This window comes from Armatimonadota bacterium, assembly GCA_025059775.1.
In the GTDB taxonomy this organism is placed as follows: Bacteria; Sysuimicrobiota; Sysuimicrobiia; order Sysuimicrobiales; family Sysuimicrobiaceae; genus Sysuimicrobium.
This window is the reverse complement of the sequence record JANXCW010000014.1, coordinates 12,711-25,096: the sequence shown is the minus strand read 5'-3', so window position 1 is coordinate 25,096 and position 12,386 is coordinate 12,711. Positions and strand designations below refer to the sequence as shown.

Here is a 12,386-nt window from a genome sequence, read left to right as displayed (position 1 = left end):
TCCACACGGTGGTGCGAAGCCTGGAGATGTCCTTCAAAGAGGGAGATCTCGGGAACGTGGTGGGCACGGTGACCCGGGATCGGGCGGCCGGCATCGGCGGGGAGCTGGGGCGCCTTCCCCGGATTTTCAATGTGGTGGTCCGGGTGGTGGATCGGGACGGAGGTCGCAGCCTGCAGCTGGGAACCCACATGGTCCGCCGCCGGGATCTCGCGCAGGCCCTCATCCCCGGCTTGGTGCTCTCCGCCATCGAGCGGGGGTGGGACGCCTCCGGAGGGGGCACCGCGGAGGTGCGAATCGCCGCCCGGGCCCGGGGGCTCCCACGGCCCGTGGAGCGCACGAACCGCGTCTACAGCGCCCGCGACGTGGCTGCCGCCGCCGTGCTGGACGTGGTGGAAGCGACCCGCATCCTGTTCCACAACGAGTTCGCGCCTCTGGAGCCCGTGGACCTCTCGGTGGAGGTCACCCTCACCCGCCGGCCCCTCATCGCCTCTGTGGTGGAGGTGGAGGCGGAGCACCGGACGGTTCCGCAGGGGGGGAAACTCCGGGTACGCCTCCGCCTGCGGCCTTTCCAGGAGGAGCAGTGGACCCGGGTGGTGGAGATCCAGGTCCCTCAGAACTTCCCGCGGGGTCCGGCCCTCCTCGTGGTCGGCAGCGCCGGCAGCTCCCGGGAGGCCGTGGATCCCACGAACCTTCTGCTGAGCCGGGTCGCGGGGGAACCGCAGCCGACGCGGTTTGACAGCCTGGAACAGGAACTGGAGTTCTTCGAACGGTTCGGACGCAACACAGATGTGCTGCTCCAGTTGATCCCCACGGGGATCCCGCCCTCCGACGACCCTGCCAAGCGCTTCATCTACTTCGATGCGTTCGCCGGGGAGATTCTGCCCACGGACTGGGTGGTGCGGGGCGAGGTGGTGATTCCCATCGTGGTGGAGTGAGGGCGGGGGTTCTCCGCGGGTGCGCATGCGGCGGGTCCTTCTTGCGGCCGCGTTCCTCCTGGCGGGGGCCCTTGTGGGCCTCTTGGGGGCCGTGGTGTACCTCGTGCGGGCCGGGATCCTGGAAGCCGCGGTCCGGGATGCGGTGGCACGCACCCTGACGCAGGCTCTGGGGCGGGAGGTGGAGATCCGGTCCCTCCGCGGCGATCCATGGCGGGGGGTAGTGGCGGAGGGGGTGCGGGTTACCCAAGACCGCACCCCACGGGGCGGAGATCTTCTGCGCATCCGTCGCCTCACCGTGGAACTCGACCCCGAGGCCCTTCTGCGGGGTCTGCTGCGGGGTCCACGTCTGGTTCTCCCCGCCGTCCGCCGTGTCCTCCTGGAAGGTCCGGTCCTGCTGCTGGAGCGGGATCCGAAGGGTCGGTGGAACCTCGGGGAGCTCCTCCAAAGGGCACCTCCCGAGGGCCCGATGCAACCGGCCTTCACCGGCACCGTGGTGATCCGGGACGGGCGGGTGCACCTGCTGGACGCCTCCCGGCACCCCGTCTTTCAGGCCTCCTTGGAGGAGCTTTCCGGCGATTTCTCCCTGCGGGACTTCCCCCTTGTGCGGTTTACGCTCCGCGGGCGGGCCACCGCCCAGGAATCCGCGGCCGTGGAGGCCAGCGGCTGGATCCGCGGGGACGAGGGCGCCCTGGACCTTCAGGTGCGGGTGGCGAGGGTCCCGGTGCGATCGTGGGGGACGTATCTTGTGCCCCATCCCAGGGTGCGATGGGAGGGAGGATACGTCTCCGGTTCGGTGCGGCTCTACGGGCCTGGCCCTGGCCGAACGGGCTGGGACGGAAGCCTGAGGCTCCAGGGGGTGACCCTCTCCATCCTCCCCGAAGGCATCCGGGTTGTGGCCACCGGTCCGGTCCGCTTTACCCCGTCCCGGCTGGAACTACAGGAAGTCCGGGTGCGGCTGGGCCGCGGGACGGCCACCCTGCGAGGCGAGGCACTGCTCGCGGGCGGCGGCTCGTTGGATCTGGACATCCAGGTCACGGGGGTGGACACCCACCTCCTGCGGCGCCTGTTACCGGGCATGTTCCCCGTCCAGGGCCGACTTAGCGGCCGGATACGGCTGGCTGGGCCTCCAGGGGCCCCGCGCCTTACCGGGTACTTCCGGTCCTCCTCCCTCGTGGTGGCGGAGCAGTCCCTGCGCTCCGTAGCGTCGGACTTTGCCTACGAGTCCGGACTTGTGGCCTTCTCGGACTTCCGGGCCCTCCTCTCTGGCGGGCGTGTGCGGGGGGACTTCCTCCTGGACCCCTCAGACCGGCGCTTCGTGCTGGCGGCTTCCTTCCGGGACGTTCCCACGGAGGTGGTTCGGACCCTAGGCCTCACGGCCCCCGTCCAGTTCCGTGCCGCGGGCGTGCTCCTCGCAGCGGGGGATCCGGAGAACGTGTGGGTTCAGGCGGCACTGCAGGGGGGACCTGGGAGGGCCTTCGGCGTCCCGTTCGACCGGCTCTTCGCGGCCTTCGGGTACGGCGAGGGGAAACTCCGGATCGCGGCAGCCACGGCCTCCTTCGGGCAGGCGTGGCTGGGGGTGCAGGGAACGGTGTCCACGGCGGGGGCTCTAGACCTCTTCGCGGTGACCCGGAACGCCCCGCTCGCCCGCTTCGGAACCGTGGTGGGCCTGCAGGTCCCCGTGGAGGGGGAGATGCACTTCGCAGGCCGGATCCGGGGAACCCCGAGGGAACCCCACGTAGAGGGGCATGTACGGGTGGAGCGGGGGGAGGTGGGTCCGGTCCGCTTTCAGGAAGGAGTGGGCGAGCTCGTGCTCACACGACGGAGACTCCGGATGCATCAGGCCTTGGTGCGGGACGGCGCGGACGTTTACCGGATGGAGGGGGAGATCGGTTGGGAGAGGGAGCCGCGGCTCGACCTCCTCGTACGGACGGAGGGAGCGGAGGTGGGCCGGCTCGGTCGGTTGGTAGGGCTCCAGGTTCCGGTGGCGGGTGTGGTTTCGGGAGCAGTGCAGGTCTCTGGGGCCCCTCGACAGCCTAGAGCCGAGGGCATGCTCCACCTCCGGGACGCCCTCATGGCTGGAGAGCGGGTACGGGCCGCCCGGGCGCACCTCCGGTGGGAAGGGAATCGGTTGGCTATAGAGGACCTGGAGGCGGATCTGGAGCGGGGAAAGCTGCGCCTCGCTGGAGGGGTGGAACCGGAGGGGGTGCAGCTGGGGTTTTCGCTGCGCGGGCTGCGGCTGGAGGATTTGGATGCGTTGCACCTCCCCGTGCAGGGAAGCGTGGACCTTGAGGGGACTGTACGGGGAACGGTGCGGCAGCCCCTGGTTTCCGCGGCGGTTCGATCCCAGGATCTCGTCCTCAACGGCGTGCGGTTCAATACCGCGGGAGGGAGGATCTCGTGGCAGCCGGGTGTACTCGTGCTGCAGACCCTGGAGGGGGTGCGGGGCACCGAGCGGTATACCCTGGAGGGGACGGTTCGTCTGGGAGCGATCCCGGAGGTTGACCTCGCGCTGCGGACGGAGTCCGGTCGGCTCGGTACCCTCCTCCGCCTCAGCCGCATTCCCCTTGCCGCGGACGGTGACCTCGTGGGCCGGCTCACGCTCCGGGGCCCCGTGGAGAACCTCACGGCGACCCTCGCCCTCGCCCTCGAGGGTGGTCACCTCGGCGGATATCCCATCCAGAGGGCTACGGGGGAACTCCAGCTGCAGGGCCGGGCGGTGACCATCGGGTCCCTGGAGCTTGAGCCCAGAAGGGGTGTATTCCGGGCCAGAGGGACCTTCAACCTCGCGGGCGAGACGGAGCTGGAGCTCAGCGGGGAGGGAATGGAGCTGGAGGCCCTCCGGACGCTCGCGGGAGTCCGCATCCCACCCCTGCTGGGCACCCTGAATTTCACCCTGCAGCTTTCGGGAACCCTGCAGGCGCCGATGGCCGGACTCTCCCTCGAGGCCCGGGAGGTAGGGACGGCGGAGGTACGGGTGGATCGGATCCTGGGGCAGGCCTACTACCGGGAGGGGGTGCTCGTACTGGAGCAGGTGCTGGTGGAGGAAGGTGGGTACCGGGCCCGCGCCACCGGCAACCTCCCCCTGCGGAGCGATACCCTCCAGCTGGATCCCTCCCGGCCCCTTTCCCTGCAGGCGAGCACGGACCGGGTGGATCTAGGCATCCTGCGTCTGTGGTTCCCGCAGCTGGTCGAAGCGACCTCCGGAGCCCTCACCGCGCACCTCCGGGTCTCGGGGACCGCGGAGTTTCCCCGTTGGGAAGGGGAAGTCCAGGTGACAGGTGGCAGGGTGCGGTTCCACGGGCTCCGCCCTGCCCTGGAAGGGGTCTCCGCGCGTATCCGATTCGATGAACAGGTCGCCCGGTTGGAGCAGATGCACGGGCGGTTGGGCGCGGGGGTGGTGCAGGCAGACGGGGAACTTGCCTTCCGCGCGCTCCGCCCCGACCGGCTTCAGCTCTCCCTCACCGCTTCTGGGGCGCAGCTCCAGACCCCGCTGTACCGGGGTCTGGTGGACGCGCGGCTGCAGCTGAGCGGCCCTGTACTGCGGCCTCAGCTCCGCGGCCGCGTGACCTTGCGGGACGGGGAGGTGATCCTTGCGGAGACGGGGGGCGGGGTTGCTCCTGGGCGCTTTGACCGCATTCCCCTGCACTGGGAGTTGGATCTCGTGGCCGGGGACAACCTTCTCGCGGTGGCGGGGCCGGTCCGGCTTGGGGTTTCGGGACAGCTGCGCCTCACGGGCAGCCCTGCTCGGCCGGAGCTGGAGGGCACGGTGACGGGAAGGGATGGGGATTTCACCGCCCTCGGTCGCACCTTCCGCCTGGAGTCCGCCTCCGCCCAGTTCCAGCGCTTCCGGGGGGCCACGCCCCTGCTCTCCGCCCGTGCCCGGACGGAGGTCGGGGATGTCACGGTGTTCGCGAACATCGAGGGCCCCCCGGGAGATCTGCAGGTCCGACTGGCGAGCGACCCCCCGCTTCCTCCCGAGCAGCTCGGAGCACTCCTGGCCGGGGAAGTCGGCCTTCCGTCCGCGGTCCGGGGGGATGTGGAGGGGCTTCTGCGGCAGCAGCTGAGCCGCCTGGTGCTGGGCGAGTTCGCGGCCCGGGTGCGCCGGGCCCTGGGGTTGGAGGAACTGCGCATCGAGTACGACTTCGAGCGTCCCCTGCGGCTCCGGGTGGGTGGGCTTCTCCTGCAGAACCTGTACCTGGCCCTCACCACCACCTTCACGGATCCCCTCCAGTTCCTCTGGTCCCTGGAGTACCGGTTCACCCCCAGCCTGGCCCTCACCCTTACGTACGACACCCGGAACTTCTGCCTTGTGTTCCTCCGGAGTCGGTTCCTGTGGTAGGTTCGAACAGTGGGACCCGGAAAGACGTATCAGATCCCTGGACAGGAGGGCACAGGGTGCCGTTCCCCGTACGTAGTGCCCCGCTCCTCGCGGTCTTCGTGGCGACGCTGGCCCTGAATCCGTGGTCGGGCGCGCAGGTCCCTGCACCTGCTCCAAGCCCGGGTCCCACACCCGAGGGGCCACAGCGCATCGTGGACATCCAGGTGGATGGACTCCAGACGATCCCGCCGGAGGTGGTGTTCGGCCGCATCGGTTCCCGGGCGGGGGATCTGCTGGACCGGGACCGAATCCGGCAGGACGTGGAGCAGATCCTCGGAAGTGGGTGGTTTGCGGACGTTCTGGTGCGGATCCAGCCGGTTCCGGAAGGAGTGGTGGTGGTGTTCCTCGTGGTGGAGAATCCTGTGGTGCAGCGGGTGGAGGTTACGGGGAACACCGTGATTCCCACGGAGGAGATCCGGGAGGCTCTGGGGGTACAGGAGGGGAGGGTCCTCAACACCGTGGATCTGCGAACGGGGGCCCGCAACGTGGAGAAGCTTTACCAGGACCGCGGCTACCCCCTGGTGCGGGTGGCGGACGTGGAGTTCCGGGAGGGGGTGCTGCGGGTGGAGATTCGGGAGGGGCGCGTGGAGCGTATCGAGATCCGGGGGCTCCGGCGCACCCGGCCCGTGGTGATCCAGCGGGCCCTCCGGGTACGGGAAAACGAGCTCTTTCACCTCCCGCGGATCCAGCAGGACCTGCAGGAGGTGTTTGCCACGGGGTTGTTTGAGAACGTCCGGGCCAACCCTCAACCGGGATCCGATCCGGACAAGGTGGTGCTGGTGATCGAGGTGGAGGAGCGGCCGAGCCGGGAAGTGGGGGGAGGGTTGGGCTACAGCCCACAGGCAGGCTTTCTGGGTCGGATCCAGTATACGGAGCGCAACCTTCACGGCATGGGGCGCTCCGTGGCCCTCAGCTACGAGCGCAACCTCACCTCCCTCACGGGAGGGGAGGCGAGCCTGCTGTCCGGGATCCCCACGGAGAATCTCCTCATCCGTTACCGCGATCCCTGGTTTGGAATGTCGGGACAATCCCTCTCCCTGGAGCTGCACGACACCGCGCAGCTCTTCGATGACCGCACCCTTGGGGTGAAGTACCTCCAGCTGCTGGAGGGTGGGAGCGTGTCCCTCAGCCGGCGGCTCACGGGTGCCCTGAGCCTCTCCCTGGGACTTCGGACCGAACGCGGGGACTTTGTCGTTCTGGAGGGGGATGGCTCGGAGATTCAGTTCTCCCGAGGTCTCGTGCACGCCTTCCGGATGGAGGCCAGCTATGATACCCGGGACCATCCCTTCGCCGCCACCCGGGGGCAGAACGCCTTCGCCTCTCTGGACTACGGCACACGGCTGTTGGGGGGAGACTTCGAGTTCGGGAAGCTCCTTGCGGAGTACGTACACTACGTCCCCCTGTGGCAGGGAACCCTTGTGGGCCGCTTCCGCGCCGGGGTTTCCGCGGGAGATCTGCCGCTCCAGGAGCAGTACTGGGTGGGCGGTCCCCAGAGCGTCCGCGGGTTGGCCATCGGTGCCCTGCGGGGGCAGAGCATGACCCTGGCGAGCCTGGAGTACCGGCTGCCCCTCCGGGTTTTCGCGCCCGGACTGGAGTCCGTGACCCTGGCGGTTTTCGTGGACGCGGGAGGCGTGGCCGCCTCTGGATTCGGACTGGTGGAACAGCTGCAGGTCTCGTACGGGGCAGGGGTGCTGGTGCAGTCGCCGTTGGGGCCCATCCGGATCGACTACGCCATCGGGCCGGGGGGGCAGACGCAGACGTGGCTCCAGTTCGGCAATCCCTTCTAGGGGTGTGCCCGGAGCCCGTGTGGTACCATGCGGAGGGTTTTTCTCAAAGTGAACCCGGGAGGAGACGATGGAACGTAGGACGCGAATCCTGTTGATCGCGGTGGTAGCGGTGGCGGCCCTGGCGGGCGTGGCGTGGGGGGTCAGCACCTCAGGGGCCGTAGGGTTCAGCCAAAACGTGGTCATCGGGTATGTGGACATGCAGCGGGCCCTGGATGCGCACCCCCGCAAGGCCTCTGCGGAGGAGGCCCTGAACCAGTTCGCGCGGGCGAAGATGACGGAGGCCCGCAGGCAGGCCCAGGGGAAGCCCGCGGTGGAGCAGCAGCGCATCCTGCGGGAGGCTCAGGAGCAGATCCTGCGCAAGCAGGCGGAGCTGCTGGCGAGCCTGGACCGGGACATCCGGACGGCCGTGGAGAAGGTAGCGCGGGCGAGCGGGGTCTCCGTGGTGCTCAGCAAGACGGTGGTCCTGTACGGCGGGACGGACCTCACGGATGCGGTGATCAAGGAACTCAAAGCAGCGAAGTGATGGGGAAAGCGCTGGGTCCGGTCTGCGCGCTGAGCCTGCTGCTCCTCGGGTGTGCCCCGGCTCCCCCCCGGCCCGCCGCCTCCCCCGCGCCTTCCGCCCTGCCGACGCTGCAGGCGGTGCGGATCGGCACCGTGGACCTGGACCGGATCCTACGGGCCCATCCGCGGGGGCAGGAGCTCGTGCAGCTGCGCCAGCGCATCCTCGAGCTGGAAGCCGCATTGCGCACTCCCCTCGCACCTCCCCGGCTCCCTTCCCCCACACCCCCCTCCTCCACCGCGCAGGTCCGTCAGGCCCTGGAGCAGCGGATACAGGCCATCCAGGAACGCATCCGGGCGGAGACCCAGCGGCAGTTGCAGGCTCACGCCGCGCAGCTGCGTGCAAACTTCCAGGCGGAGATGCGGGCGCTTCAGGAGAGCGTGCGGGCGGAACTGGATCGGTTCGTCAGGCAGGTGCGGGCCGAACAGCAGGAGAAGCTCCTGGCCCGCCAGCGGGAACTGCAGGCCGCGCTGGAGGCAAAGGTGGAGGAACGCCGCAGGCAGCTGGAGGCCGCCGTCAGGGCCTATGAGGAGGAGATGATCCGCACGTACCGGGAGCGCCTCCTGAACCTCCGGCTCAAACTGGAGGTGGCGCAGCCCGGAAGCCGCGAGGAGATGGACCGGCTCGTGGCGGAGTACGAGCGCTTGCAGCGGGAGCGGGACGGGAAGGTGCAGGAGTTCCAGCAGGAGCAGCGCAGGCAGTTCGAGGCCTACGTGGAGGAGGCCCGACAGCAGGCCAACGCGGAGCTCCAGGCCTACGCGCAGGCCCTGGAGGTCCAGGCGCGGCAGCGCGTTGCCGAGCGGGAGCGGGAACTGCAGGGGCAGTTGGCGGAGGCGGCCCGGGAGCGGGAGCAGCGTTTCCGGGAGTTGCTGCAGGCCCAGCAGGAGACGCTGAACCGCCAAGCTCGGGAGCGAGCCCGGATGGAGATCCAGGAGGCGGTGGAGGAAGCCCGGGAGGCTGCCCGGGCACAGCAGCGGGCCGCGGTGGAGGAGGCCCGGCGAACCCTGGAGGACCTCGCCCGCAGGGCCCGGGAGCGGTACCTGGAGGAGGAGCGGACGCGGGTGGAGCAGCTGAACCGGCAGGTCCAGGCCCTGCGCTTGCAACAGCAGACCCTGGAGGCAACCCTCCTGGCGGAGCTACGGGTGGAGGCCGCGGCGGTGGCCCTGGAGCGCAAGCTGGACGTGGTGATCGTGCGGCACCTCTCCGCCCCCCGAGGGCTCGACATCACGGACGAGATCCTGGAGCGCCTTCGGCGGAGGTGAGGGAAGCATGCGGAAGGCGGTGGTGCTGGCTTGGTGCGTTTTGGCCCTCGCGGGTTGTACCCGGCCCGCGGTCGGCGTGGTGGACACCCAGCGCATCCTCAACGAGAGCGTGCTGGCCCTCAGCTACCAGAAGGAGCTCAACGACCGGGAGAAGCTGATGGCCGCGGAGCTCGCCGCCGCCGCGGCCCGGCTGAGCCCGCGGGACCTGGAGCAGCAGCGGCAGGCCTACCTGCTGGAGCTGCAGCGGCTCAGGCAGGAGCTGGAGGACCGCCTCAACCGGCGGGTCCGAGAGGCGGTGGCGGAGGTGGCCCGGCGGGAACGGATACGGGTGGTGTTGGTGAAGTCCGGGGTGCACGCCGGGAACGTGCGGGACCTCACGGACCAGGTCCTCGAGCGGTTGAAGTGAGCCGCCATGCGGTTGCAGGAACTCGCGGCGCTGGTGGGCGGAGCCCTGGTAGGGGACGGCTCTGTGGAGATCGAGCGGGTGGCGGCCCCGGAGGAGGCGGGGCCCGGCGCGGTGGTGGTATGCTACACCCCCACGGCCCTGGAGACCGCGCGGAGGCGGGGGGCCTCCGCGGTGGTGGTCCCCCATCCTCCTCCCCAGGACCTTCCCGCGGTGGTGGTCCCTGAGCCCCGTCGTGCCCTGGCCCTCCTGTTGGAAGCCCTGGGGCCGCCAAGGATGCACCCCTCGGGCATTCACCCTACTGCGGTCCTCGCGCCCACCGCGGAGCTGGGGGAAGGGGTGGCGGTGGGAGCCTACGCGGTGGTCGAGGAGGGTGCCCGCATCGGCGCGCACTCCATCCTCTACCCCCATGTGTACGTCGGCCCGCATGCGCGCGTGGGTGCTTACTGCATTCTCTATCCGCACGTGGTGGTAGGGGAACGATGCGTCCTGGGGGATCGAGTCATCGTGCACGGCGGCGCGGTGCTGGGCTCGGATGGATTCGGATTCGTCCGGGAGCCGCAGGGCCCCCGCAAGATCCCGCAGGTGGGCATCGTGGTGGTGGAGGACGAGGTGGAGGTGGGCGCGGGCACCACCATCGACCGTGCCACCCTGGGCGAGACCCGGGTGGGCGCGGGCACCAAGATCGACAACCTGGTGCAGATCGCCCACAACGTGCGCATCGGCCGGCGGTGCCTCATCGCGGCGCAGACGGGGATCGCGGGGAGCACGGTGATCGAGGACGACGTAGTGATCGCGGGGCAGGTGGGGGTGGGAGACCACGTGCGGATCGGCCGGGGCGCGGTGGTCCTGGCGCTTTCGGGGGTCACGAAGGACGTGCCGCCGGGGATGGTGGTCTCCGGGTTCCCCGCCCGGCCTCACCGGGAGGTGCTGCGGGAGCACGCCCTGCTGCGGGAGCTGGTGCGACGGAGACGTCGCGGGCAGGAAACCTCCTAAACTTCATGCGGATCTCCGTCGCCCTGCTAGGAATTTTCCTGCTGGCGCTTCCAGCCTCGGGCCGCCCGCCCGCCGCGGAAGTCCCGGATTTCCTCGAGGTGCACGTGACGGGGAATCCCGCGGATGCGGAGGTGATCGGAGAGGCCATCACGCGGCGGTTGGAACAGGCCGTCCGGCGCCTTCCTGCGACGGTGCTGGAGATCCGAAGCCCCACGGTCTCCTCCCTGGGTCCCGGGGAAGAGATCCTCCTGCCTGTCCGCGTGGAGGCGCGGCACCCCTTCGGAGCGCCCCTGTCGCGGACCGTGTGGGTGCGCGTCGCCGGCCTCTCCCTCCTGCTCCACGACCCCACCCGGCTCGTGGTGAGCAACAACCCGGAGCAGCTGCGCTCCCCCGGCCTGCTGCTCGACGAGCGACTTCGTCTCGGTGAGGCGGTGCGCCTGCTCTACCACCACCAGAATGCCACGGGTCGCGGAATGGTGGTGCTCGTGCGTCTGGGGAACCCGGGGGCCCGATCCGCGCGGGTCCACCTCCAGGTAGCCGCCCCTCGGCCCTGGCACGACACCATGGCCACGGGGCACGCGGCGGCCAGGAGGTTTGTGCAGCTCGTGGCCTCCGGGAGCGGCTACGTACTGGAACTTCCGCCTCAGAAGGGCTTCACCTTCTGGACCCAACGCCTCCCCGAAGGCTTCGTGGTCTCAGGGCTCCTACAGGCGCAGCTTCTGGAGGGGGAGGCACTGGAGATCGCCGTGGGCCTCCGGCCCTCCTACGTACTGGACCACGCTCCCCTGCCCGAGCTGGAGCCCGAGCCCACCGGCCATCCCCGCGGGGTGTTCCCGCGCCCCACCCTGGAGGTGCGCCGGCGACTCACCGTGGGCGCTTCGGAGACTCTGGAGGTGGGTGCGAGCCGGACCCTGCGCGACCTGCTCACGGAGGCGGTGCTGGTGGGCGACTACGGGGTCCTCTACCGCCTCTTTCTGGAACTCGCCAACCCCACCCAAGAGCCCCGGGATGCCCGGATCGTGATCCGAGCCGCGGGCGGACCCGCGTATGCCGCGTTCGTGGTGAACGGGCGGCTCGTGGACCTCTCGTACCTAGCCGCGGGGCGCGAGCGGGACCTGCTTTCCCTATCGCTCCCTCCGGCGGGAAGCGAGGCCGTCACGCTGCTCACGGTTCCTTCCGCGGGGTCCTATCTTCCCCTTCGCCTCTTCCTGAGGCCATGAGCAGGCACCGGACCATTGCGAAGCCCGTGGTGTACTCCGGCTCCGGCCTCCACACGGGGGAACCCGCACGCCTGACCCTGCTTCCCTCGGAGACACCAGGCATCCGGCTCCTGACAGGGGATCAGGAGACTCCCTGCCGGCTGGAGGCGGTTTCCCACACGGCCCGCTGCGTGGCGGTGGGCAGCGTGCTGACCGTGGAGCACCTCCTGGCCGCGGCGTGGACCCTGGGCATAACCGCCCTACGGGTGTTGGTGGAGGGGCCGGAGATTCCCGCCGGGGACGGGAGTGCGCTGCCGTTCGTGGAACTCCTCCGGGAAGCCGGAGCTCGGGAGCTGGAGGAGGAGGTCCCCGAGCTCCGGTTGGCGGCACCGGTGTGGGTGCAGCAAGGGGGAGCCCTCGCCGCGGCATTCCCAGACGCGCACCTGCGGGTGACCTACGTGGTCCCCCTCCGGGGGCGGGAGGCCTGCGCGTACGATCTCGTGGTGACCCCGGAGCGCTTCGTCTCGGAGATCGCCCCTGCCCGCACGTGGGGATACCGGGAAGAGGCGGAGGCCCTTTGGGGAAAGGGCCTCGCGCGGGGGAGTAGCCTGGACAACACCCTCGTGCTGGAGGAAGGCCGGTTCCTCAACCCACCGCGGTTTCCAGACGAGCCCGCCCGGCACAAGATCCTGGATCTCCTGGGGGATCTCGCGCTCCTCGGGGAGCGGCTTGTGGCCCACGTGGTGTGCGTAGGAGGAGGCCACGGGCTTCACCTGCGCTTGGCCCGGGCCATCCCGCGGAGGTCGAGCTAGCCGGCGGGGGGTGTACCGTGTACCATATCTCGCGGCCGCTTGAGCCCGAAGCCTG

At 70.0% G+C, this 12,386-nt stretch carries 8 protein-coding genes and 2 pseudogenes; all 10 read left to right on the top strand.

Annotated elements, in window-relative coordinates:
• Positions 1 to 1,401: 1,401 nt before the first annotated feature.
• Positions 1,402 to 1,788 (top strand): annotated as a pseudogene (locus tag N0A24_10125) (DUF748 domain-containing protein).
• A gap of 2,093 nt (positions 1,789 to 3,881) precedes the next feature.
• A pseudogene (locus tag N0A24_10120) lies at positions 3,882 to 4,088 on the top strand (hypothetical protein).
• A 217-nt stretch (positions 4,089 to 4,305) separates the two neighbouring features.
• Positions 4,306 to 5,274 carry a translocation/assembly module TamB gene (locus N0A24_10115; protein MCS7173706.1) on the top strand — a complete coding sequence of 323 codons (969 nt, stop codon included), beginning with the start codon at positions 4,306 to 4,308 and terminating at the stop codon, positions 5,272 to 5,274.
• A gap of 56 nt (positions 5,275 to 5,330) precedes the next feature.
• Positions 5,331 to 7,100, top strand: a complete 1,770-nt coding sequence (locus tag N0A24_10110) for an FtsQ-type POTRA domain-containing protein (protein ID MCS7173705.1) — start codon at positions 5,331 to 5,333, stop codon at positions 7,098 to 7,100.
• 349 nt (positions 7,101 to 7,449) lie between these two features.
• Complete coding sequence (locus N0A24_10105; GenBank protein MCS7173704.1) at positions 7,450 to 7,623, top strand: OmpH family outer membrane protein; 174 nt, start codon at positions 7,450 to 7,452, stop codon at positions 7,621 to 7,623.
• Positions 7,623 to 8,921, top strand: a complete 1,299-nt coding sequence (locus N0A24_10100; protein MCS7173703.1) for a hypothetical protein — start codon at positions 7,623 to 7,625, stop codon at positions 8,919 to 8,921. Before N0A24_10105 ends, N0A24_10100 begins: the two co-directional genes overlap by 1 nt.
• A 7-nt stretch (positions 8,922 to 8,928) precedes the next feature.
• Positions 8,929 to 9,327 carry an OmpH family outer membrane protein gene (locus tag N0A24_10095; protein ID MCS7173702.1) on the top strand — a complete coding sequence of 133 codons (399 nt, stop codon included), beginning with the start codon at positions 8,929 to 8,931 and terminating at the stop codon, positions 9,325 to 9,327.
• Between the two features lie 6 nt (positions 9,328 to 9,333).
• Positions 9,334 to 10,320, top strand: coding sequence for a UDP-3-O-(3-hydroxymyristoyl)glucosamine N-acyltransferase (gene lpxD / locus N0A24_10090; GenBank protein ID MCS7173701.1), 987 nt, complete (start codon positions 9,334 to 9,336; stop codon positions 10,318 to 10,320).
• 5 nt (positions 10,321 to 10,325) lie between these two features.
• Positions 10,326 to 11,540, top strand: a complete 1,215-nt coding sequence (locus N0A24_10085; GenBank protein ID MCS7173700.1) for a hypothetical protein — start codon at positions 10,326 to 10,328, stop codon at positions 11,538 to 11,540.
• Positions 11,537 to 12,331 (top strand): UDP-3-O-acyl-N-acetylglucosamine deacetylase, encoded by a 795-nt coding sequence (lpxC, locus tag N0A24_10080; GenBank protein ID MCS7173699.1) that lies wholly within the window; start codon positions 11,537 to 11,539, stop codon positions 12,329 to 12,331. The genes N0A24_10085 and lpxC overlap by 4 nt, the downstream gene beginning before the upstream one ends.
• The last annotated feature ends 55 nt before the right edge of the window (positions 12,332 to 12,386 follow it).

Bases quoted from the DNA above. Each gene is read 5' to 3' on its own strand.
- N0A24_10085 (MCS7173700.1), top strand. From the start codon at position 10,326: ATGCGGATCTCCGTCGCCCTGCTAGGAATTTTCCTGCTGGCGCTTCCA.
- lpxC (MCS7173699.1), top strand. From the start codon at position 11,537: ATGAGCAGGCACCGGACCATTGCGAAGCCCGTGGTGTACTCCGGCTCC.
- N0A24_10095 (MCS7173702.1), top strand. From the start codon at position 8,929: ATGCGGAAGGCGGTGGTGCTGGCTTGGTGCGTTTTGGCCCTCGCGGGT.
- N0A24_10115 (MCS7173706.1), top strand. From the start codon at position 4,306: ATGCACGGGCGGTTGGGCGCGGGGGTGGTGCAGGCAGACGGGGAACTT.
- N0A24_10100 (MCS7173703.1), top strand. From the start codon at position 7,623: ATGGGGAAAGCGCTGGGTCCGGTCTGCGCGCTGAGCCTGCTGCTCCTC.
- lpxD (MCS7173701.1), top strand. From the start codon at position 9,334: ATGCGGTTGCAGGAACTCGCGGCGCTGGTGGGCGGAGCCCTGGTAGGG.